Origin of the sequence: Spongisporangium articulatum, assembly GCF_044465595.1 — a bacterium.
In the GTDB taxonomy this organism is placed as follows: Bacteria; Actinomycetota; Actinomycetes; order Actinomycetales; family Kineosporiaceae; genus Spongisporangium; species Spongisporangium articulatum.
The window spans coordinates 378,011-400,325 of the sequence record NZ_JBITLV010000005.1 but is presented as its reverse complement, the minus strand read 5'-3'; the positions used below and the strand labels follow the sequence as shown (position 1 = coordinate 400,325).

Here is a 22,315-nt window from a genome sequence, read left to right as displayed (position 1 = left end):
CTCACTCGGCGAACAGCTCGACGAAGTTCGCGACCAGCCGGGCCGGGTGCACGACCTCGGCCGCGCTCACCGCCTCGATCAGCACGTCGATCGTCTCGGGGACGAAGTAGCCCAGGTGCTGGTAGGCGAGGATGCGCTCGACGATGCCCGGCACGTCGAGCTCGGGGTGGAACTGGGTCGCGTACTGCCGGGTGCCGACCCGGAACATCTGCACCGGGCAGGCGGCGCCGGTGGCGAGAAGCGTCGCCCCGGGCGGGGTCTCACGCAACGCCTCCTTGTGCCCCACGTAGGCGAGAAACGTCTCGGGCAGGCCCGCCAGCAGCGGGTCGCGCCGCCCGTCCTCCGTGAGGGTGATCTCGACCGCGCTGGCCTCCTCGGGGTAGGTCGTGTCGACCACCCCGCCCTGGTGCAGCCCGAGCGTCGCGATGCCGTAACAGGCGCCCAGGAAAGGGATGTCGAGCTTCAGGATGTCGTCCAGCAGCGCCGCCAACTCGCGCTCCACCCGGTGCTGCACGGGCGACTTCTCGGCGGCCGGGTCGGACGACGTGAACGGGCTGCCGCCCACGATCACCCCGCTGTAGCGGGTCAGGTCGAGCCCGGGCAGCAGGTCGCCGAGCGGCGCCGACTCCAGCCGGACCCGGACCAGCTGCTCGGGCTCCAGCGAACCGAAGCGCAGGAACTGCCGGTACTCGGAGTCGGCGACGGCGTCCTCGGCGCGGGTGGCCAGCAGCAGGAACGGTTTCACCCGCCCAAGCATGCTCCTGAATACGCTCTGGTGGCATGACCTTGGTGCGCTCGGTTCCCCTGTTCGCCCTCGCCGCGCTCGCCGAGATCGGCGGCTGCTGGTTGATCTGGCAGGGCGTGCGCGAGCACCGGGGGCTCGTCTGGACGGGTGCGGGGGCGGTGGCGCTCGGGTTGTACGGGTTCGTCGCCACGCTGCAGCCCGATCCGCACTTCGGGCGGGTGCTGGCCGCGTACGGCGGGGTGTTCGTGGCCGGGTCGCTGGCCTGGGGGATGGTCGCCGACGGGTTCCGGCCCGGGCGCTACGACTACCTCGGTGCGGCGATCTGCCTGGTCGGGGTGGCCGTGATCATGTACGCGCCGCGCGGCGGGTGAGGGTCTCCGCTCACCCGTACCCGCCGCGCGACGCGAGTTCGAGGGCTACCAGTCGGACCCTTCGCGCTCGACCGACGTCAGCTCGATGCCGGACGGCGTGCGGGCGTAGCGGCGCATCACGCTCAGCGTGGGGGAGTAGACGTGCAGGGTCGCGGCCGGGCCCTCGCCCGCCCCGACCACGTCGTGGACGTGCTCGGGCCCGAAGGCGCGCAGGTCGGGCGCGTTCAGGGTGCGGCCCACCGGGTCGTGCGGGGTCTCCTCGCGGACGGTGCCGAGCAGCACGGTGAATGCGCCGGCCGAGCCGCCGTGGTCGTGCAGGCCGGTGCGCTGCCCGGGTAGCCAGGTCAGCAGCCAGGCCTCCCAGCCCTCGCCGCCACCGAACCGGGTGAACCACCGGTTCTGCGCGTCGAACTGCAGCAGCGGCCCCCACAGGTCGCTGCGGCTGGCCAGGACCGTCGCCAGCTTGCCCAGCTCGGCGGGGGTGGACAGGGGCTGCACGGGAGGCAGCGCGGGGTAGGTGACGCTCATGGTGACTCCTTGCGAGATCTGCGGGACGACGAGTGCTCGGGTCTCGGCCGCAGGCTCGGTGCCGCGCTAGGGGAGCGTGGGCGCGACGGGGCCTGCGGCCCGGCTACAGCCGGCCCACCGCATCCGCATCGCTGTTCTCACCATGTCGATTAGTTTGCCACAGAAACCGGGCGAGCGGTACCCACCTCTTCGTGGCCGACATCGTGTTCTTCGCCTACGGGTCCCGGGGGGACGTCCAGCCGCCGGCCGCCCTGGGTGCGGAGTTGGTGGCCCGCGGACACACCGTGCGCATGCTCGCGCCCGCCCGGTACGCCGGTCTCGTCGAGGCGGCCGGGCTGCGGGTGGAGCCGCTGCGGTTCGACCCGATCGAGGTCCTGGCCAGCGACGCCGGCCAGCGGTGGCAGGCGGCGCGCGACCCCTTCACGTTCTACCGGCGGTTCCGCGAGGTCACCGACCCGCTGCTGCGCGGGGTGCTGGACGACGCAGCGGCCGCCGGTGAGGGCGCCGACCTGGTGCTCGCGCCGGTGATGGGCGGCGTGGGAGCGCACGTGGCCGAGGCGGTCGGCGCGGCGAACATCGTGTTCCACCTCCAACCCGGGGAGCGGACGACGGCCTTCTGCGACCCGCTGCTCGGGTCCGGCCGCCGGTTGGGGCCTTTCGTGAACGCGGCTACCCATGACGTGTATGCGCAGGCGTCCTGGGCCCTGTTCCGGCCCACCGTGACCGCCTGGCGGCGCGAACGGCTCGGCCTGCCCGACCTGCCTCGCGGAGTCGTGAACCGTTATCTGGAGAGGGTTTCCGGACCGATGCTGGGTGGGTTCAGCCCGTCGGTGGTCCCGCCGCCGCGGGACTGGGCCGGGCGGCTCGACGTCACCGGCTTCTGGTTCGACGCCGAGAACCCGGCGCCGGCGCCAGAACTCGTGTCGTTCGTGGCGGGTGGCCCGCCGCCGGTCTACGTCGGGTTCGGCAGCATGGTGCCCGCGCAGGTGCGCGCCGTGGCCCGGGCCGTGGGGGTCGCGCTGTCCCGGTTGCGCCGGCGGGTGGTGATGCTGCGCCCGCCCACCGCGACGGACGCGGACCTCGAATGGCTGGGGGTGCTGGGCGACGACGTGCTCGTCGTGGACGAGGCACCGCACGCCTGGTTGTTCCCCCGGTGCGTCGCGGCCGTCCACCACGGCGGCGCCGGCACGCTCGCGCAGGCGGTGCGGGGCGGCGTCCCCCAGGTCCTGTGCCCGCAGGGCGCGGACCAGTGGTTCTGGGCGCGCGCGCTGGAGCGGCTCGGGGTCGCCGTCGGCGGGATGCCGCTGGCCCGGATCTCGAGCGAGGGCCTGGCGGCCCGGCTGCGCCTGCTGCTGGACGACGACCGCCCGGCCCGGCTGGCCCGGCACCTGGCGGTACGGGTCGGCTCGGAGGACGGCGTGCGCGTGGCGGCCGACCGGGTCGAGCGGGACCTGGCCGGACGGCGTACCCCAGCGCGCCGCGGGTAACCCCCTTCTTACGGTGGGTTACCGTGGAGGAACCGGGTACGTGACGGGGGAGTTCGTCCCGGTTCTTCCGACAGAGGTGACCCGTGCTGACCGACTACCCAGCGGCCGTCGACGCCGCGCGCGCCGGCGCGGTGGGCCGACCCCGGTTCACCCCGCCCCGGGAGACGCTGCTGCTGGCCGCGGTCGCGCTGGGCTACGGGCTCGCGCAGATCGGCTCGTGGCGGCTCGATCTCGGCTGGGACGAGACGATCTACGTCAGCCAGGTCGACCCCGACGTGCCGACCGCGTTCTTCAGTGCGCCCCGGGCCCGCGGCGTCACCCTGCTGGCCGCGCCCGTCGCGTCGGTCACCTCCGACGTCACGGCGCTGCGGATCTGGTTCACCCTGCTGTCGGCCGTCGCGCTGTTCTGCGTGTTCCGGCTCTGGTTCCGGGTGATCGCCCCGGCCGCCGCCGTGGTGGCCGGGCTGCTGTTCGCCTGCCTGTGGGTGGCCGTCTACTACGGCCCGCAGGTGATGCCCAACCTGTGGGTCGCGTTCAGCGCCGTGGCGGCCGTCGCCGGACTGCTGCGGGTCACGGCCGGTTCCGAGAGACACGACCTGGACCGGACCGGCCTGCTCGCGCTCGTCCTCGGCGCGGCGACCATGACCCTGATGCGGCCCAGCGACGCCGCCTGGCTGTCGCTGCCGCTGGTGCTCGGCGTGCTGGTCGTGCGGTCGTGGCGGACGTGGACCGCCGCCGCCGGGTTGTTCGGCGGGCTGGCGCTCGGGGCGTTGCCGTGGGTCGTCGAGGCGTACGTCCGGTTCGGCGGGATGCTGGAGCGGCTGCACCAGGCGTCGGAGATCCAGGGGGGTACGGGGTTCAACCCGTGGTTGCTGCGGCGCACCGTGCAGACGCTCGACGGGCCGCTGCTGTGCCGGCCGTGCGCGCCGGACCCGGTGTCGCCGCTGCACGTGTGGTGGGTCTTCGTGCTGCCGGTCGCGGTGCTCGTCGGGGTCTTCGTCGCGGTCCGGCACGGGCGCACCGGGGCCGCCCTGCTGCCCACCCTCGCGGCGGCGTCCATCGCCCTGCCCTACCTCTTCCTGCTGGAGTACACCGCGCCGCGGTTCCTGCTGCCGAGCTACGCGCTGGCCGCCGTCCCGTCGGGCCTCGCCGCGCATCACCTGCTGGTGAGGGCCGGGCGCTGGCGACCCGTCGCGATCGGGGTCGTCGCGGCCCTGCTGGTGGTGCACGTCGCGAGCCAGGGGGCGGTGCTGCGCAACCGGGTCGACGCCGCGGCGCGCAACGGGAACGGGTACACCGCCGTCGCCGAGCGGTTGCACGCGCTCGGGATCGACGGCGACTGCGTGGTCAGCGGGTACCGGGCCGCGCCCATCGCGTTCTACGCGCGGTGCCGGTCCCGGATGGTCGGCGGGCACGACGGGTCCATCGATGCGGCCGGGTTGGTGGCCCTGTCGCGTCGGCAGCCCACGGTGGTGATCGTGCGCGGCTCCCGGACGCCGCCGCCCTACGCGCAGTCGTGGGCCGAGCATCCGTTGCCGCGGGTCGGGCACACCCGGCTGCGCGCGTTCGTGGCGCCGCGGAGCTGAATTCGCGCGACGGTGTCGGCCCTCCTCAGTAGGTTCTTCGGCATGGTCGATGTGTTGCCCTCCACCGCCGTCCGTCTGCTCGCCCGTGTCGCCCGCGCGCAGCGCGACGGGCGCATCCCGTCGGTGGTGGCCGGCGTGTTCCGGGACGGCGCCCTGGCCTGGTCGGGCGCCCGCGGCGCCGTGCCGGGCCGTGAGTCGGGGCATCCGGCCGTCGACGTGCAGTACCGGCTCGGGTCGATCTCCAAGACGGTGACGGCGATCGCCGTGCTGCGACTGCGCGACGAGGGCCTCGTCTCGCTCACCGACCGGCTGGAGCAGCACCTGCCCGGGACGCCGCTGGGCGAGCGCACCCTGGCCGAGCTGCTGACCCACCTCGGTGGGCTCGCGTCGGAGACCCCGGTCCCGTGGTGGGAGCGGATCCCGGGTGGCGACCTGGCCGAGCTGGGGCTGTCCGACGCCGAGGCCGTGCTGCCCGCGGGCCGCCGGTTCCACTACTCCAACCTGGGTTTCGGGCTCCTCGGCACCATGGTGGCCCGGCTGCGCGGCGCGGCCTGGATCGACGTCGTCACGGCGGAGGTGTTGCAACCGCTCGGCATGACCCGCACGACCGCACGGCCGTCGGGGGTCGCCGCCCAGGGTTGGGCCCGGCACCCGTGGGCCGACGTGCTGCAGCCGGAGCCCGAGTACGACGCCGGTGACCTGGCCCCGGCCGGTCAGCTATGGGCGACCGCCGCGGACCTGTCCGCGCTCGGCCGGTTCCTCTTGGGGGACACCGGTTCCGTCCTGTCGCCCGACACGGTCGAGGAGATGGTGACGCCGTTCGACGGGGACTCCCGGGACGCCGGGTGGTCGTCGTACGGCTTGGGCGTGCAGGTGTCGCACGCCGGCGGCGTCACGCTGGTGGGGCACGGCGGGTCGATGCCTGGCTTCCTGGCCGGGCTGTGGGTCGACCGGTCGGCGCAGGCCGGGGCGCTCGTGCTCGCGAATGTGACCCAGGGTCTGGACCATTCGATCACCCGCGACCTGCTGGCCACCCTCGCCGAGTGCGAGCCGCACGTCGGCGACGAGTGGGTGCCCGCCGAACCGCCCGTACCGTTGTCGTTGCTCGGCCCCTGGTACTGGGGGCCCGCGCCGTTCGTGCTGAAGGCGTTGCCCGGTGGGCTGCTCGCCCTCGACGCGATCGGCCCCAGCGGTCGCGAGTCGCGGTTCGGGCCGCACCCGACGATCGAGGGCGCCTGGATCGGCCTGGACGCCTACTACGCCGGGGAGACCCTGCGGTTCAGCGAGAACTCCTTCAACCTGTCCAGTTTCATCTTCACCCGCGAGCCGTACGACCCGGCCGCCCCTGTCCCCGGCGGGGTGTCCGACGCGGGTTGGACCGTCTGACCCGTCAGCTGCGATCGGGCCTGCAGGGCGATCTCGTAGTGCCCCGGCCTCGTGTACGGCGATGACCCTCCCGGTCTCCCCACGCATCAACGATCGTTGAGGTGCGTCGCACGGACCCCGGCCCAGCCGGGATCACGACCAGCCGGGCAACCAGAGCCGCTCGGACCACGACGTCCGCGGGATCAACTCCGCCGTGTAGATCGGGTACATGAACCAGAACACGAGCACGGCCAGCACCACGAACGTCCCGACGGCGATCACCCCGTACCGGTGTCGCCGCACCGAGACCGACTCCGGCCCCACCACGAGCCCGAGCGCGTAGGTCAACCCGAGCACCACCCAGGGCAGGAACGCGATCGAGTAGAAGTCGAAGATCGTGCGGTGCTGGTAGTGGAACCACGGGAGATACCCGGCGGCCAGCCCGCACAGGATCGCCCCGGCCCGCCAGTCGCGCGACAGCGCCCACCGGAACAGCAGGACGAACACGGCGAGCAGCCCGCCCCACCAGATCAGCGGGTTGCCGATCGGGTTGATGATCCGCCCGCAGCCACCGGCGACGGTGCAGCCGCCCTTCCCGAAGTCGAGCCACTCGTAGTAGAAGGCGGTCGGCCGGCCCAGCACCATCCACGACCACGGGTTCGACTGGAACGGGTGCGGGGTGTCCAGGCCGACGTGGAACGAGTACATCTCGGAGTGGTAGTGCCACAGCGACCGCAACGCGTCGGGCACGAAACCGAAATGCCGGGAGGGGTTGTCGGCGCCCCACTGCCGGTCGTAGCCGCCCGAGCTGACGAACCAGCCGGTCCACGAGGCCAGGTAGACCACGACGATGGTCGGGACGAAGATCAGGACCCCGAGCACGCCGTCCCGCAGCACCGCCCCGCCGAACGGGTTCCAGACCCCGGCCCGGCGCCGCGCTCCGGCGTCCCAGCACGTCATCAGCACGCCGAACGCGAAGGCGACGAAGATGCCCGACCACTTGGTGCCGGTGCACAGCCCCAGGCAGACCGCCGCGGCCCAGCGCCAGGGTCGGAACCCGAGGCCCGGCCCCAACCCGTCCAGGGACGCCCCGGCGGCGATCCGTTCCACCAACCGGATCCGGCCCCACTCGCGGTCGAGCAGCAGACAACCGAAAGCGGCCAGCGCCCAGAACATCACGAACGTGTCCAGCAGCCCGGTCCGCGACATCACGAACTGCACGCCGTCCACGCTGAACAGCAGACCGGCGGTCACGCCGAGCACGGTCGAACCGAGCAGCCGCCGCGCGATCAGGCACATCATCAGGATCGACAGCGTCCCGACGACGGCCACCGAGAACCGCCAGCCCCACGAACTCTCGGGCCCGAAGATCCACTCCCCGAACGCGATCATCCACTTGCCGACCGGCGGGTGGACGACGTAGTCGGGGCTGTCCTTGAAGACGTTCATGTCCCCGGCGGCGAACTTCGGGTCGATGTCCTTCGCCTCGCCGATCCAGGCCAGCTCGTAGCCCGCGCGCAGGTAGGAGACGCCCTGCTTGACGTAGTAGGTCTCGTCGAAGACCAGGGTGTGCGGCTGGTCGAGTCGCCAGAACCGCAGCAGCCCGCCGAGCGTGGTCACGGCGAGGACCGCCGTCCACGCCCAGCGGGTGAGGGGTTCCAGCGGGCTCAGCAGCCCGGCGTCCACGGCCGCCTGCCGCCGGTCCGAACGCTGCGGCGCCGAGGCCGTCGCGGGTGGAGCATCCTCGGCCGTGGCGGTCACGCGGGTCATCGTAGGTGCAGCCGCTGTGCCCCACGGGCCGACCGGCAGACGCGCGACCTGCAAGACTCCGGTGGTGCTCGACGACATCCGACGCCGGAAGCCGCGCCTGCTGTCCCGACCCGGCCTGCCGGTGGTGGTCGTCGCGAGCCTGGCCCTGCTCATCGGGCTGGCGGCCTCGGCGGGGCTGTGGCTCGACCCCGCGGCGCGGGTGTTCGCGGGCAACGTCCCCGACGCCACGCACTACCAGTGGTGGCTCGGGCACACGCCGCACGCGCTCGGCGAGGGTCGGTCGCCGCTGTTCACCACGGACATGAACTGGCCCACCGGCGTCAGCGCGATGAACAACACCACCCTGATGCTGCCCGCCGTCCTGCTCTGGCCGGTGACCGCGGCCTGGGGTTCGCTGGCCGCGCTGAACGTGCTCAACCTGCTCTCCGTGCCGACCTGCGCACTGGCCGCGTACTGGTCGCTGCGCCGCCTGCCCGGCCCGCCGCTGAGCCGGCCGGCGTCGCTGGCGGGCGCGACGGCGTTCGCGATCAGCCCGGCCGTCGTGAACTCCCTCGTGGGCCACGTGACCATGTCCTTCGCCCCGGCCCTGCCGGTGCTCGTGCTGCTCTCGGTGCGCGCGTGGTCCGGGCCCGACGAGCAGGAGCAGGGGGACGACGCCGCTCCCGCGGGTGCCGCGCGCGGGCTCCGTGCGTGGGCGTCGTGGCGCGTCGGGGTGGCCCTCGGACTGGTGGCGGCCGTCCAGGTGCTGGTCGGCGAGGAGGTGCTGTTCCAGTCGGCGATGGGTGGGCTGTTCGTGCTGATCGTCGCCGCGGCCTCGCGCCCGGCCCAGCTCGTGGCGGGCGCCCGACGGCTGGCGGTGTCGGTCGCGGTGGCGCTGCTGGTGTTCCTGCCGCTCACGGTCTACCCGCTGTACCAGCAGTTCTTCGGTCGGCTGCACCAGCACGGCAACCCCTTCCTGGACGACTACTACGGCACCGACCTGCTGTCCTTCCTCGTCCCGACCGACCAGCTGCTGGTGCACTTCTCGTGGAGCTCGCCGATCGCGGCCCGGTTCCCCGGCGGCATCGAGGAGCACCTGGCCTACATCGGGCTGCCCCTGCTCGTGACCGCCCTGGTGCTGGTGGTCGTGCAACGCCGGTCGCTGCCGGTGCGGGCCGCGTTCGTCGGGCTCGTCGTGGCGGCGGTGCTGGCCGTAGGCGGCCGGGTCTGGATCAACGGCGACTGGACGACGACCCGCGGCCCCTACGCCCTGCTGCACAAGCTCCCGGTCACCGAGGCGTCGCTGGCCACCCGGTTCGGCATGCTGGTGGCCCTCTTCGGCGCCTCGTTGCTGGCCTTCGCGGTGCACGCGCTGCTCGCCGTCCCGCGCCGGGAGCGTCGCCCGTGGCGGCCGGTCCTGGCCACGCTCGTGGCCCTGGCCTGCCTGGCGTCGTGGGCGCCGCGGCCGCTCGCGGTGACGCCGGCCGCCGCGATCCCCAGCTACTTCACGAAGAACGTGCCGTCGCAGCCGGCCGGTGAGGTGCTGATGGTGCTGCCCTACCCGGTGCCGATCGAACCCGTGGCGATGCGCTGGCAGTCGGCGGCCGGGTACCGGTTCGCTATGCCGGGCGGGTACTTCCTCGGCCCGGCCGGTGACGGGCACGCCTACGTGGGCGGCGACGCCGACCCGGTGACGGCGCAGCTGCTCAGCCAGGTCTACGCCGAGAACCGTTCCGCCACGGTGAACGTCGCCGAGCGGCAGCAGGCCCGCGAGGATCTCCAGACGCTCGGGATCGACAAGATCGTCCTCGGGCCGAACTTCTCGTTCGACGCGCTGAGCCGCACGGTGCGCGACCTGCTCGGCTACTCGCCCGTCGTCCAGGGCGGCGTGTACGTCTGGGACGACCCGTTGGCGAACGGGGTGTGGCCCGCCGATGGTTGATCCCACCGCCGGTCGGCTCGTCCTGGCCGCCACCCCGATCGGGGACCCGCAGGACGCCTCGCTGCGGCTCGTGCACCTGCTGACCACGGCCGACCTGATCGCCGCCGAGGACACCCGCCGGTTGCGGCGCCTCGCCGCGGCGCTGGGCGTCGAACCACGCGGCCGGATCGTGGCCCACCACGAGTACAACGAGGTCGCCGGCGCCGCCGGGCTCGTCGACGTGATCCGCACCGGCGGAACGGTTCTGCTGGTCACGGACGCCGGGACGCCGGGGGTCGCCGACCCGGGCTGGCGTGCGGCGTCCGCGGTGCTCGAGGCCGGTCTGCCGGTCACCGCGTTGCCCGGCCCGTCGGCCGCGCTGACCGGACTGCTGCTGTCGGGGCTGCCGTCGGACCGGTTCTGTTTCGAGGGCTTCCTGCCCCGCACCGGCGGCAAACTGGCCTCGGCCCTGGCCGCGCTGGCCACCGAGCCGCGCACGATGATCTTCTTCGAGTCCCCCCGCCGTACGGCCGCCACGCTGGCCGCGATGGCCGCCGCGTTCGGCGCCGAGCGGCCCGCCGCGCTGTGCCGCGAGCTGACCAAGACCTACGAGCAGGTCCTGCGGGAACCATTGGGGGAGTTGGCCCGTCACGCCGCGGAGACCGAGGTGCTCGGCGAGGTCACCATCGTCGTCGGCGGTGCGGTCGGCGGGGACGTGCCCGTCGAGTCGCTCGTCGGGGCCGTCCAGGAGCTGGTGGCCGACGGTGCGCGGCTCAAGGATGCGGTGGCGCAGGTCGCCACGGCCGCCGGGGTGTCGAAGCGCGAGTTGTACGAGGCGACGCTGCGCGCGCGGTGACCTGTGACCGTGTGGCATCGGTGGCTTCATACGTCACCAAAGCCACACGGCAACGGATAGCTGGAGTTATCCACAGGCGGTCAGCGCATGGTTCGGTGATCGTTGCCATGCTGCGCTCGTGTTCGTGCCCGGCACCCACCTCAGCGAGTTGATCTCCCTGCAGGAAGGGTTGATCAGTCGATCTCAGTTATTGGCGACGGGTCTGAGTGTCGCCCAGGCCAGGCAGAACGCGCGGACCGGTCGATGGACCATCGTTTCTCCCGGGGTGTATTCGACGTTCACCGGCCCGTTGAGCGATCGCATGAGGGTATGGGCAGCCCTTCTGGCGGTGGGCGCTCCGGTGGCGGCGAGTCATCGCACGGCCTTGTGGCTCGACGGCCTGCTCGAGAGCCCGCCGGATGCAGTGCGTCTGGCGGTGCCGGCCCGTCGCACCGTCACCGCGCTGCCGGGAGCGAAGGTGATGAGGCGTCGTGACTTCGAGAGGCTGATCAGGCGTGCGGCGAACCCACCGCGCCTTCGTCTGGAGGTCAGTGTGCTCGATGCAGCGGACGAGGTGACCTCTGCGGACGCCGTGCTGCGCCTGGTCTTCGCGGCCACCCACGGTCGGTTCACGACCGTCGAGCGGCTGCGGTCCGAGTTGGCGTCGCGTCCGAGACACCGCTGGCGACGGCTGCTCGAGGAAGTCATGTGCGACGTGGAGGTGGGAGTCGCCTCCACTCTCGAACTCCGTTATGCCCGTGACGTCGAGAGACCTCACGGACTCCCGCGAGGTGAGCGCAACCGGACCGAGAGATCGGGCGCGACGTCTCGCTACCGCGATGTCCGGTACAAGGAGTGGCACGTCTTGGTCGAGCTGGACGGTCGCGGTGCACACCCGGACGATCTGCGGTTCCGCGACTGGCGGCGGGACAACCTCTCGACCCTGGCCGACGACGACACGCTGCGCTACGGGTGGCACGACGTCACGACCGTGCCCTGCGAGGTGGCGCACCAGGTCGTGACTCTCCTCAGACGGAACGGATGGCCCGGCTCGTTCCGGACCTGCGGTCGGTGCCGGCGATGATCGTGTGGCATCGGTGGCTTATGACGTCACCGATCCCACACGATCAGGTCGTAGATGGCGCACGCAGGCGGTAGAGGACCGAGAAACGTTCCGGCCAGTCGGCGGGCACCCGGGTGCTGACGAAGTCGCCGTCCGGGTCGCGGGTCATCCCGATCCGCCGCATCACCGCCTGGGAGCGCTCGTTCTTGAACGTCGTGAACGACACCAGCTCGTCGAGACCGGCCTCCTCGAAGGCGAACTCCACCACCCGGAGCGCGCCTTCGGTCGCGTAGCCGTGACCCCAGGCGAAAGAGGCCAGGCGCCAGCCGATCTCGGTGGCCGGGGCGCACGGGTACTCGGCGGGCGCCGGGTTCAGGCCGATGAAGCCGATGAAACGGCCGTCCAACGGCCCGCCGTCGCGGACCTCGGTGGCCCACAGGCCCCAGCCGTTGGTCACCCAACGCTCCTGGATCGTGTCGACCAGCGCGTCGCTCTCGGCCCGGGACAGCGCGGCCGGGAAGTGGTGCATCACGTCAGGATCGGCATTCAGCGCCGCGAACGCCTCACGGTCCGCGTCGGTCCACCCGCGCAGCAGGAGGCGGGAAGTGCGCAACGACGGGATGTTCACCGGGGTGAGAGTACGCAGAACTCGTTGTCCTCGGGGTCGGCCAGGACGACCCAGGTGATGTCCTCGACGGCCTGTCCGACGTCCACGGCCCGCGCCCCGAGCGCGTGCAGCCGGGCCACCTCCACGCCCTGGTCGTCGTCCGGGCCCGGCGCGACGTCCAGGTGCAGGCGGTTCTTGGCCAGCCGGGGCCGGTCCGACGCCACGAAGGCCAGCCACGGGCCGAGCCCGTCGGGCCGGATCAGCGCCGTGGTCCGGTCCGACTGATGGCCGACCTTCCAGCCTGAGGCGGACACCCAAAACCGGCCGAGCGACGCCGGGTCGCTCGCCTCCACGACGATGCCGGCCACGGCACCGGTGGACTCGGACGCCGCGCGCGGCTCGAGCACGCAGAACACGTTGCCCTCCGGGTCCTCCAGGACCTCCCACGGCACGTCACCCTGGCCGATGTCGGCACGCTTCGCCCCGGCGTCCAGGAGGCGGGCGACCAGGGCCGGCTGTTCTTCCGGCGACGACGTCCGCAGATCCAGGTGCACCCGGTTGCGCTCCACCCGCGGGTCGTCGACCTTCACGAAGACCAGGTCGATGCCGGGTTCACCGGCCGGCGGTGTGGCCTCGCTCTCGCCGTCCTCGTGCGAGACGGGCCAGCCGAGGGCCGCGCCCCACCACGCGGCGAGCCCGGCCGGGTCGGGGGTGTCGATGACGACGCTCACGAGTCGGGTGGCCACCGGCCAATTGTCCCCGAATGGCTACCGACCGCGCGAGCACGCGATGGTTACGCTCGGGCGGGTGGAATTCCGACGCATCCCCGGCCTGCCGCCCTACGTCTTCACGATCATCGACACCTTGAAGCTCGAGGCCCGCCGAGCCGGTCGGGACATCGTCGACCTGGGGTTCGGCAACCCCGACATCCCCAGCCCCGCGGTCGCCGTGGAGAAGCTCGCCGAGGCCGCCCACAACGAGCGCAACCACCGGTACTCCTCCAGCCGCGGCATCCCCAACCTGCGCGCGGCGATCGCCCGCCGCTACGCCGAGCAGTACAAGGTCGAGCTCGACCCCGACAGGAACGTGATCACCACGATCGGTGCGAAGGAGGGTTTCAGCCACCTGATGTGGGTGCTGCTGCAGCCCGGGGACGTGGCGCTGGTGCCCTCGCCCTCGTACCCGATCCACATCTGGGGCCCGTACTTCGCGGGCGCCGACGCCCGCCAGGTCCCCGTCGGGCCGGGCGTCGACTACATCGAGAACGTGATGGCGGCCTGGGACTACGGCTGGCCGAAGCCGCGGGTCGTCGTCCTGTCGTTCCCGCACAACCCGACGACGGCGACGGTCGAGAAGGAGGACCTGCAGCGTCTGGTCGACTGGGCTCGCGAGCGCGACGTCGTCCTGGTGCACGACTTCGCCTACGCAGACGTGAGTTTCGACGGGTGGCGACCGCCGTCCATCCTTGAATGTGAAGGCGCTCTCGAGGTAGCGGTCGAGCTGTACTCGATGACCAAGAGCTTCTCGATGGCGGGCTGGCGGATGGCCTTCATGCTCGGCAACGCCGAGGTCGTCGCCGCGCTGGCCAAGCTCAAGAGCTACCTCGACTACGGCGCCTTCCAGCCGGTCCAGATCGCGGCCACGGTGACCCTGAACGAGGCGAGCGACTACCCGCTGGAGATCAACGAGATCTACGAGCGCCGGCGCAACGCCCTGATCGACGGGCTGAACCGGATCGGCTGGGAGGTCCCGCATCCGAAGGGGACGATGTTCGTCTGGGCGCCCATCCCGCCCGCCTACCGGCACCTCGGCTCGATCGACTTCGCCAAGAAGCTCGTCACCGACTGCGACGTGGCGGTCAGCCCCGGCGTCGGGTTCGGGCCCGACGGTGACGGTTTCGTGCGGTTCGCGCTGATCGAGAACGAGCACCGGATCGCCCAGGCGGTGCGCCAGATCCGCCGCGGGCTGCCCGAACTGGGCTGAGCCGCACCGCGCAGCCCGCGCTCGTCGAAACCCGGTTTGCCGCCGGGGCTCAACCTCGGGGCCTCTTCCTGCCGAGAAGCAGCACGGGAGGTCCGATGAAGTCCGAGGCACGCGCGCCGATCACGCCACTGACGTACGTGGCGCTCCTCGGCCTGCCCGTAGGGACCCTGCTCGCGGCCGTCTCGGCCTTTCTGCCCGGCGTCTACCGGCCGGAGGGGCGGCCGTGGCTGGTGGGTGCGTGCGTCCTGCTGATGCTGCCGGTGCCGGTGATCCACCGGCGCCGCGAGGCCGACTCCACGGCGCCGATCTACCTGACCGTGGCCCTGGTGACGCTGGCCCTGTGCGGGTACTTCGCCGTGGACGAGTCCTACGCGGTCGCTCTCCTGAACGTCTTCGGGATCATCGGCCTGACCGCGGCCGTGCGCCTGTCGGTGCGTTCGACCTGGAAGTTCCTGGTGCTCGCGGTGGGCCTGGCCACCCCGGTCACCGTGATCCGGGTGGGCGTCGACACGGCCGGGCTCACGCTCCTGGCGCTGATCGTGACCATGACCGTCCTGCCGGGGCTCACGGTCCTCTACTTCCGACGTCAGCTCGAAAGCGCCGTGCAGGCCGCCCAGCGGGCCGCCGAGACCGACCCGCTCACCGGGCTGCTGAACCGGCGCGGCCTGGCCGAACGCGTCCCCGCCCTGCTGGACCAGGCCACCGCGGCCGGCGGGAACGTCGCCGTCCTGGCCATCGACCTGGACCACTTCAAGCGTGTGAACGACGCCTACGGGCATGCCGTGGGCGACGACGTGCTGCGCCGGGTCGCCCACACGGTCCGGGGCTCCGTGCGGGACGGCGACGTGGTGGCCCGGATCGGCGGTGAGGAGTTCTGCGTCCTGGCCGTGCTGCCCACCACCGAGGGTGCCGACCACCTGGCCGAGCGGATCCGGCGGACCGTCGAGCACGACGCCGGGGCCTGGGGCATGACCGTGAGCGCCGGGGGCGTGCAGGTCCGGCCCGACCGGCTGGGGCCCGCCCCGGGTGGCGATCCGGTGGAACGGATCTGGACGTTGCTCGACCGGGCCGACGTGCTGCTCTACGAGGCGAAGGACGCCGGTCGTAACGTGGCCCGGGTCGTGGTGGCCGTATGAGCGAGCCGGCCGGCGACCGGTTCCGGGCCGGCACGCTCGAGGAACTGGTGCCCCTGATCGTGTGGGGCAGTTCGGTCGCCGCGGTGATGCTGGCCGTGCAGGCGCTCGTCCCGGGGCTGTTCGGGCCCGGCCGCGCGCTGTGGGTACTGGCCCTGATCCCGGCCCACGTGCTCTTCGTCGGCCTGACCCTGGCCCGTCGCACGGCGACGCCGTTCCAGGTGCTGGTGATGAACACGTACGGCATCGCGGTCGGTCTCGTCCTGGCGGTGCTGGCCGTGAACCAGCTCGTGCTGCTGCTGAGTGTGATCTCCGTGGTGCTGGTGCCGCTCAGCACCGCGATGACCCAGTCCCGCGCGGCCGTGCACCTGATGGTCGGGGCGTCGTCGGCCGGGGTGGCCGGGCTGGCCCTGCTGCTCGAGGGGTCGTGGGCCTGGCGGATGCCGGCCGCGCTGCTGCTGGCCGGGATGTGCGCCGCCCCGGGCATGACGGTGCTGGACTACCGCACCCGGTTGGAGGAGGCCCGCCGCGAGGCCGAGGCTCTGGCCACCAGCGACCCCCTCACGGGTCTGGCCAACCGTCGCGGGTTGGCCGAGAAGGCCCCGCTGCTGATCGCCCGCGCGGCCCGCGACGGCCGGGCGCTCGCCGTCCTGGTGGCCGACCTGGACCACTTCAAGCGCACGAACGACGGCTACGGGCACAAGGTCGGCGACGAGGTGCTGTGCCAGGTCGCCGCGGTCGTGGCGGGCACGGTCCGGCTCACCGACGTGGCCGCCCGCATCGGCGGCGAGGAGTTCTGCGTGCTCGCCGTGATGGAGCGGGCCGAGGACCTGGACGTCCTGGCCGAGCGGCTGCGGGCCGCCGTGGAGGACGCGCTCGTCTCGTGGGGGACGACGGTGAGCGTCGGCGGGGTGACGCTGGCCCCCGAGGCGCTGTACGGGGTCGACGCGTCGTCGACCGAGCTGGTGTGGTCGATGATCGACCGGGCCGACGGCCTGATGTACGAGGCGAAGAGCGCGGGCCGCAACGCCGTCCGCGTGCTCGCGGCCTGAGGTGCGCGCCGGGGGAAAAGCCCCTGGCGGTCCGTGACAGGATCGGACCCATGACGCACGTTCTCTCCGCGGTGGCCTGGCCCTACGCCAACGGCCCACGGCACATCGGTCACGTCGCCGGCTTCGGCGTCCCCTCCGACGTGTACTCCCGCTACATGCGGATGGCGGGTCACGACGTGCTCATGGTCAGCGGCACGGACGAGCACGGGACGCCGATCCTGGTCCAGGCCGAGCAGGAGGGCGTCACGCCGCGCCAGCTCGCCGACCGGTACAACCGGGTCATCGTCGAGGACCTCGCGGGCCTGGGGCTCAGCTACGACCTCTTCACCCGGACGACGACCCGTAACCACTACGCGGTCGCGCAGGAGCTGTTCCGCACCATCCACAAGAACGGCTACATGATCGAGCAGACGACCACGGGCGCGATCTCGCCGTCCACCGGTCGCACGCTGCCCGACCGCTACATCGAGGGCACCTGCCCGATCTGCGGGTACGGACAGGCCCGCGGCGACCAGTGCGACAACTGCGGCAACCAGCTCGACGCGGCCGACCTGATCGAACCGCGCAGCCGGATCAACGGCGAGACACCAGTGTTCGTCGAGACCGAGCACTTCTTCCTCGACCTGCCGGCGCTGGTCGAGACGCTCGGCAGCTGGCTGCAGACGCGCACCGACTGGCGTCCGAACGTGCTGAAGTTCAGCCTCAACCTGCTGGACGACGTCCGCCCGCGGGCCATGACGCGCGACATCGACTGGGGCATCCCCGTCCCCCTGGACGGCTGGTCCGACAACCCGAACAAGCGCCTGTACGTGTGGTTCGACGCGGTCGTGGGCTACCTGTCGGCCTCCATCGAGTGGGCCCGGCGCAGCGGCGACCCGGACGCCTGGCGCCGCTGGTGGAACGACCCGGCCGCTCTGTCGTCCTACTTCATGGGCAAGGACAACATCACCTTCCACTCCCAGATCTGGCCGGCCGAGCTGCTGGCCTACGCCGGGAAGGGCGACAAGGGCGGCGCCCCAGGCGTTTACGGCGAACTGAACCTGCCCACCGAGGTGGTCAGCTCGGAGTTCCTGACGATGGAGGGCAAGCAGTTCTCGTCGTCGCGGGGCGTCGTCATCTACGTGCGGGACATGTTGGCCCGCTACCAGCCCGACGCCCTGCGGTACTTCATCGCGACCGCGGGTCCGGAGAACCAGGACACGGACTTCACCTGGTCGGAGTTCGTCCGCCGCACCAACGACGAGCTGGTCGCCGGCTGGGGCAACCTGGTGAACCGCACCGCGTCGCTGATCCACAAGAACGTCGGTGCCATCCCGGAGAAGGGCGACCTGCTGCCGATCGACCACGAGCTGCTGGCCACGACCCGCACCGGGTTCGAGACGGTCGGCGACCTGCTGCGCACGCACCGGCAGAAGGCCGCCGTGACCGAGGCGATGCGGGTCGTCGGCGAGGCGAACAAGTACCTGTCCGACACGGCACCCTGGAAGCTGAAGAACGAGGACCCGGAGCGGATGAGGACCGTCCTGCACGTCGCCGCCCAGGCGATCAGCGACTGCCGCACCCAGCTGTCGCCGTTCCTGCCGCACTCCGCGCAGGCCGTGCACGAGACCTTCGGCGGGACGGGCACGGTCTCGCCGTTGCCGGAGATCCGGGAGGTCGACGACCTGGACGGCGGTCCGGGCTACCCGATCCTTGCGGGTGACTACCGGGTCGGGTCGACGGTCGCGGCCTGGGAGTCGACGCCCGTCGTCCCCGGGACGCCGGTCGGCGCTCCGACGCCGGTCTTCCGCAAGCTCGACGACGCGATCGTCGAGGAGGAGTTGGAGCGCCTGCGCTCGTAGGGCTCGACACGGGTGCTCCTGTCAAGAGCACTTCTGCAGGGGAGATCCCGACCGGTTGTCTTCCGCCCGGCATTCACGACCGGGAGGTTTCGACGATGAAGCGGTTCGCCCTGTCCCGCACCGCCTGCCTGCTCACCGTCGCCGCACTCACGGCGGCCTCCGCCGTCGTCGCTGCTCCCGCCCAGGCGGCCGCGGTGTGTGCGGCCGACGGCAGTTGCCTGCAGAGCGCCACCCTCGACCGCGGCACCGTCGACCTCACCGCCAACGCCTACGTGCCCGTCAAGGTCTCGGTGCGGGTGACCTCGCCGCGGACCCTGATCAGCGTGAGCGCCGGGTTGTCGGTGACGTCGGCGACCCAGGGGACCATCGAACTGTCCGCCGCGCTCGTGCGGGTCTCGGGCACCGCGCAGGACGGCGTGTGGGAGGGCACCTTCCGCCTGCGGCCCGGCGTGATCGGCACCTGGCGCCTCACGGACGTCGGCGGCGCCGACGGCGTGACGGACGGCTGGCACGTGACGCCGGGGGCTCTGGCGCCCGGCGTGCAGAGCGTGGTCACCGCCGCACCGGCCAAGCCGACGGGTCTGAGAGCCACCACGGTCTGGTCGCCGCTGTCGGGGGTGAACGCCGTGTTCACCTGGAAGGGGATCCCGGCCACGGCGGTCGCGGCCCTCTACCAGCTGCAGCTCGGCGGGGTGTGCTCGGGGACGTCGTCGGCCGCCCCGGGCAGCCCCGAGCAGCCGAACAGCCTGAACGCGCTGCGCCGGGCGCCTCTGCCCGGCCCGTGCACCGGCAAGCTGCGGGCGGTCAACGACCGGGGCGCGTCGGAGTGGACCGCCCAGGCGATGGCCGTCATCTGAGGACTCGGCAGACACGCTCTACAGCGCGGGAGGTTTCGATGGGAAGGCGTTTCATCAGGACGACGGCGGCCGCCGCGGCTCTGATCCTGACCGGTGGCGTGGGGGTGGCCGTGGCCGGCCCGGCCGCCGCGGCCGACGGCCCGCTCCTGACCGGGCTGTCCTTCCCGACCGCGACGCAGGACGTCACCTACAAGGCCGGATCGGTCACGCTGACCGCTACGGCCCGCAACACCGACCAGATCACGGTGAGCTTCGAGGTCGTCCGCGACCCGTCGGCACCGGTCGGGCCGGTGGGCACGGACACCCTGATGCTGCCCGCGATGCAGCGCACCGCGGGCACGGCCGCCGACGGCACCTACTCGCTGACCGTCCCGCTGACCGGCGGCACCCGCTCGACGTGGAGGTTCAGCCTCGTGCTCACCCACGTCGTCGACGGCGACAACGCGGTGTCGGAGGTCTGGCCGACGTCCCGGCTGGTCGGGGCGGGCCTGCCGAGCCAGGTGAGCACCTCGACCGCGCCCGGCGTCGTCCCGCCGGCCCCCCGGGGCCTGAGCGTGCGCAGCGAGTGGTTCGTCGGCGGGGAGCTGAGCGCCTACCAGCGCTGGCGGGCGACCTGGTCGCAGTCGGCGACCGGGCGGCCGGTGGCCGCGGACTGGGTGACGACGTCCACCGGCAAGTGCCGTCCCACGACGGGGGACGTCTGGTGGTCCGTGACGGCCTTCGGCGTTCACCAGGGCGGGACGGGCACCTGCACGATCACCGTCCGGGCCCGGAACGCCAACGGCACCTCGGCCGCCGTCACCGGCAGCACGTTCTTCATCGGCTGAGGCGCCCTGAGCCGCCCGCTCCTACAGTTCGGGGCATGGTCGGGCTCAGGGTGCTGGTGGACGGTCGGGACGCGACGGCCGAGGAGCTGGCCGGCGCGGCGGTCACCAACTACGGCCACTACACGACGATGCAGGTGCGCGACGGCGCCGTCCGCGGGCTGGACTCGCACTTCGAGCGGCTGCGCCGCCAGCAGGCCGAGCTGTTCGACGAGCCGCTCGACGAGGCACGGCTGCGGGCCTGGATGCGCGCCGCCGTCGCCGAGCAGCCGGACGGTCAGCTGCGGGTCACGGTCGTCGGCCCCGCGCCGGGCGAGGTCCGGGTGCTGATCTCGCTGCGCCCGCCGTCCGAGCCGTCCCGCGACGCGCTGGCCCTCCTGCCCGTCGACTACGCGCGCCCGCTCGCGCACGTCAAGCACGTCGGGTCGTTCGCCCAGAGCTTCCACGCGCGCGAGGCCCGCCGCCGGGGGTTCGACGACGCGCTGCTGATCACGCCCGGCGGCCTGGTCACCGAGACCAGCATCGCCAACGTCGGGTTCCTGGACGACGCGGGGCGGGTCGTCTGGCCCGACGCGCCGGTGCTGCGGGGGACGACCTGGCAACTGCTGGACGCGCGGCTCGTCGCGACCGGGCACCCGGCCGTGCAGCGACCGGTGCCCCTGGCCGACGTCGGGCGCCATCCGGTCGCGTTCGTGGCCAACTCCACGGGCCTGGCGCCGGTGGGCCGGATCGGCGAGGTCGGGTTCGACGCCGCGGCCGGGCCGGTCGGCGAACTCGCGGCCCTCCTGGACGACGTCGCCTGGGACCGCATCTAGGCACGCCCTAGAGTGCCGAGCGTGGTGATCCGCGACTACCGAGATGACGACTGGGCGCCGGTCTGGGGGTTCCTGCGGCGCATCGTCGCTGCGGGGGCCACCTACTGCTGGCCCGTCGACACGACCGAGGCCGCCGCCCGCGTGTGGTGGACGGGCAAGCCCGGCGGTCGGGTGTTCGTGGCCGAGGCGGACGGCGTCGTGCTGGGGACGGCCGAGCTGCACCCCAACCAGCCGGCCGCCGGATCGCACGTGGCGAACGCGGGCTTCATGGTGGCTCCCGAGGCCGCCGGCCGGGGAACGGGTCGCGCGCTGGCCGAGCACGTCCTCGCCGCCGCCCGGGACCAGGGGTTCCGGGCGATGCAGTTCAATGCGGTGGTCGAGACCAACGTGCACGCCGTGAAACTCTGGCAATCAATGGGTTTCGACATCATGACGACGATCCCCGAGGCCTTCGACCATCCGACCCACGGCCCGGTCGGCCTGCACGTGATGTGGCGGAACCTGTCATGAACGAGCTCTTGTCCGCGTATCCGCCTGCCCCGGAACGGCTTCCGTCGCCAGTCACGGACAATCACACCCACCTCGACCACGTGCGAGGCGAGGGGGAGGGTGTGTTCCCCGACGAGTCGACCGTGGCCGAGCTGATCGAACGGGCGAAGTCCGTCAACGTGCACCGCATGGTGCAGATCGGCTGCGACCTGGCCGCGGCCCGCTGGACGGTGCAGGCCGTCGACCGGCACGAGGAGCTGCTCGGTGGGGTCGCCCTGCACCCTACGGAGGCCACGAAACACCACGAGGCAGGCACTTTCGAGTCGGCCTGGCAGGAGATCGAGGAACTCGCTGGGCACGAGCGGGTCCGCGTCGTCGGTGAGACCGGGCTCGACCACTACTGGGTCGATGACGCGAAAGGCCGCCTGGCTCAGGAGGAGTCGTTCCGAAGGCATATCGACCTGGCCAAGCGGACCGGCAAGGTGCTGCAGATCCACGACCGCGACGCGCATGACGACGTCATCCGTATCCTCAACGACGAGAAGGCGCCCGAGAAAACGGTTTTCCACTGCTTCTCCGGTGACGAGCCGATGGCCCGGTACTGCGTGGAACAGGGGTGGTACCTGAGTTTCGCCGGGACCGTCACGTTCAAGAACGCTCACGCGTCGCGGGCGGCGCTCGCCGCCGTCCCGCCGGAGTTCGTGCTGATCGAGACCGATGCGCCGTACCTCACGCCGGTGCCGTTCCGTGGAAAACCCAATGCCAGCTACCTGATTCCGCATTCCTTACGCGTCGTAGCCGATGTCACGCAGCGCGACGTGGCTCAGGTGTGCGCGCAACTCGAGGCCACCACGCAGGCTGTGTACGGAGCGTGGTGAGTCTTAAGCGGATGCTTGACTCGTGTGCGAGGTGTGCTAACGGTGACGCCCGAAACGCCTGATACGTCAGAGGTGACCGGCTCCACACTCACTTCGCTGACCTGCTGAAACGAGACACTTTTCAAGATCCACGACGCGCCGGACACGGATCAAAACTTTGTGACCGATCTCGATTCGGTTACGGTC

Annotated in this window: 21 protein-coding genes; 16 read left to right on the top strand and 5 right to left on the bottom strand. The window is 72.0% G+C overall.

The window, feature by feature from the left end:
• Window position 1 precedes the first annotated feature (1 nt).
• Window positions 2–745, bottom strand: a complete 744-nt coding sequence (locus ACIB24_RS16955) for a glutamine amidotransferase (protein WP_398282770.1) — start codon at window positions 743–745, stop codon at window positions 2–4.
• Between the two features lie 35 nt (window positions 746–780).
• Here ACIB24_RS16955 and ACIB24_RS16950 point away from each other — a divergent pair, with 35 nt between their 5' ends.
• Window positions 781–1,116: a YnfA family protein gene (locus ACIB24_RS16950; protein WP_398282768.1), complete on the top strand. Its 336-nt coding sequence runs from the start codon at window positions 781–783 to the stop codon at window positions 1,114–1,116.
• 45 nt (window positions 1,117–1,161) lie between these two features.
• Here the strand turns inward: ACIB24_RS16950 and ACIB24_RS16945 are convergent, their stop codons facing one another.
• Window positions 1,162–1,644, bottom strand: a complete 483-nt coding sequence (locus ACIB24_RS16945; protein ID WP_398282766.1) for a cysteine dioxygenase — start codon at window positions 1,642–1,644, stop codon at window positions 1,162–1,164.
• A 191-nt stretch (window positions 1,645–1,835) separates the two neighbouring features.
• On the opposite strand from ACIB24_RS16945, the gene ACIB24_RS16940 reads away from it, so the two are divergent.
• The 3 genes from ACIB24_RS16940 (at window position 1,836) to ACIB24_RS16930 (ending at window position 6,103) form a co-directional block, all read left to right on the top strand.
• Entirely contained in the window at window positions 1,836–3,131 is a 1,296-nt protein-coding gene (locus ACIB24_RS16940) for a glycosyltransferase (protein WP_398282764.1), read from the top strand.
• Window positions 3,132–3,214: 83 nt separating this feature from the next.
• Entirely contained in the window at window positions 3,215–4,717 is a 1,503-nt protein-coding gene (locus ACIB24_RS16935) for a hypothetical protein (RefSeq protein ID WP_398282762.1), read from the top strand.
• A gap of 42 nt (window positions 4,718–4,759) precedes the next feature.
• A complete protein-coding gene (locus ACIB24_RS16930) occupies window positions 4,760–6,103 on the top strand; it encodes a serine hydrolase domain-containing protein (RefSeq protein ID WP_398282760.1) in 1,344 nt (447 codons plus the stop codon).
• A 132-nt stretch (window positions 6,104–6,235) separates the two neighbouring features.
• Here the strand turns inward: ACIB24_RS16930 and ACIB24_RS16925 are convergent, their stop codons facing one another.
• Window positions 6,236–7,852: a dolichyl-phosphate-mannose--protein mannosyltransferase gene (locus tag ACIB24_RS16925; RefSeq protein ID WP_398282758.1), complete on the bottom strand. Its 1,617-nt coding sequence runs from the start codon at window positions 7,850–7,852 to the stop codon at window positions 6,236–6,238.
• A 64-nt stretch (window positions 7,853–7,916) separates the two neighbouring features.
• On the opposite strand from ACIB24_RS16925, the gene ACIB24_RS16920 reads away from it, so the two are divergent.
• The 3 genes from ACIB24_RS16920 to ACIB24_RS16910 all read left to right on the top strand — a co-directional run bounded on the left by ACIB24_RS16920 (window position 7,917) and on the right by ACIB24_RS16910 (window position 11,671).
• Complete coding sequence (locus ACIB24_RS16920; protein ID WP_398282756.1) at window positions 7,917–9,773, top strand: hypothetical protein; 1,857 nt, start codon at window positions 7,917–7,919, stop codon at window positions 9,771–9,773.
• Window positions 9,766–10,608 carry a 16S rRNA (cytidine(1402)-2'-O)-methyltransferase gene (rsmI, locus tag ACIB24_RS16915; protein ID WP_398282754.1) on the top strand — a complete coding sequence of 281 codons (843 nt, stop codon included), beginning with the start codon at window positions 9,766–9,768 and terminating at the stop codon, window positions 10,606–10,608. The genes ACIB24_RS16920 and rsmI overlap by 8 nt, the downstream gene beginning before the upstream one ends.
• Before the next feature lie 118 nt (window positions 10,609–10,726).
• Entirely contained in the window at window positions 10,727–11,671 is a 945-nt protein-coding gene (locus ACIB24_RS16910; protein ID WP_398282752.1) for a hypothetical protein, read from the top strand.
• A gap of 43 nt (window positions 11,672–11,714) precedes the next feature.
• Here ACIB24_RS16910 and ACIB24_RS16905 read toward each other — a convergent pair whose 3' ends face one another.
• Together ACIB24_RS16905 and ACIB24_RS16900 are read right to left on the bottom strand one after the other, a co-directional pair.
• Complete coding sequence (locus ACIB24_RS16905; protein ID WP_398282750.1) at window positions 11,715–12,278, bottom strand: GNAT family N-acetyltransferase; 564 nt, start codon at window positions 12,276–12,278, stop codon at window positions 11,715–11,717.
• Window positions 12,275–13,003 carry a VOC family protein gene (locus ACIB24_RS16900; RefSeq protein WP_398282748.1) on the bottom strand — a complete coding sequence of 243 codons (729 nt, stop codon included), beginning with the start codon at window positions 13,001–13,003 and terminating at the stop codon, window positions 12,275–12,277. The genes ACIB24_RS16905 and ACIB24_RS16900 overlap by 4 nt, the downstream gene beginning before the upstream one ends.
• Window positions 13,004–13,064: 61 nt before the next feature.
• On the opposite strand from ACIB24_RS16900, the gene ACIB24_RS16895 reads away from it, so the two are divergent.
• The 9 genes from ACIB24_RS16895 (at window position 13,065) to ACIB24_RS16855 (ending at window position 22,129) form a co-directional block, all read left to right on the top strand.
• The gene (locus tag ACIB24_RS16895) at window positions 13,065–14,240 is read left to right on the top strand and encodes an aminotransferase class I/II-fold pyridoxal phosphate-dependent enzyme (RefSeq protein ID WP_398282746.1); all 1,176 of its coding nucleotides are present in this window, start codon (window positions 13,065–13,067) and stop codon (window positions 14,238–14,240) included.
• Between the two features lie 95 nt (window positions 14,241–14,335).
• Window positions 14,336–15,376, top strand: coding sequence for a GGDEF domain-containing protein (locus ACIB24_RS16890; RefSeq protein WP_398282744.1), 1,041 nt, complete (start codon window positions 14,336–14,338; stop codon window positions 15,374–15,376).
• Complete coding sequence (locus tag ACIB24_RS16885) at window positions 15,373–16,425, top strand: diguanylate cyclase (protein ID WP_398282742.1); 1,053 nt, start codon at window positions 15,373–15,375, stop codon at window positions 16,423–16,425. Before ACIB24_RS16890 ends, ACIB24_RS16885 begins: the two co-directional genes overlap by 4 nt.
• A gap of 50 nt (window positions 16,426–16,475) precedes the next feature.
• Window positions 16,476–18,266, top strand: a complete 1,791-nt coding sequence (gene metG, locus ACIB24_RS16880) for a methionine--tRNA ligase (protein ID WP_398282740.1) — start codon at window positions 16,476–16,478, stop codon at window positions 18,264–18,266.
• Window positions 18,267–18,361: 95 nt separating this feature from the next.
• Window positions 18,362–19,123, top strand: a complete 762-nt coding sequence (locus ACIB24_RS16875) for a hypothetical protein (protein ID WP_398282738.1) — start codon at window positions 18,362–18,364, stop codon at window positions 19,121–19,123.
• A 38-nt stretch (window positions 19,124–19,161) separates the two neighbouring features.
• Complete coding sequence (locus tag ACIB24_RS16870) at window positions 19,162–19,950, top strand: hypothetical protein (protein WP_398282736.1); 789 nt, start codon at window positions 19,162–19,164, stop codon at window positions 19,948–19,950.
• Window positions 19,951–19,985: 35 nt separating this feature from the next.
• Entirely contained in the window at window positions 19,986–20,762 is a 777-nt protein-coding gene (locus ACIB24_RS16865; protein WP_398282734.1) for an aminotransferase class IV, read from the top strand.
• Window positions 20,763–20,783: 21 nt separating this feature from the next.
• Entirely contained in the window at window positions 20,784–21,272 is a 489-nt protein-coding gene (locus tag ACIB24_RS16860) for a GNAT family N-acetyltransferase (RefSeq protein ID WP_398282732.1), read from the top strand.
• The gene (locus ACIB24_RS16855; protein ID WP_398282730.1) at window positions 21,269–22,129 is read left to right on the top strand and encodes a TatD family hydrolase; all 861 of its coding nucleotides are present in this window, start codon (window positions 21,269–21,271) and stop codon (window positions 22,127–22,129) included. Before ACIB24_RS16860 ends, ACIB24_RS16855 begins: the two co-directional genes overlap by 4 nt.
• The last annotated feature ends 186 nt before the right edge of the window (window positions 22,130–22,315 follow it).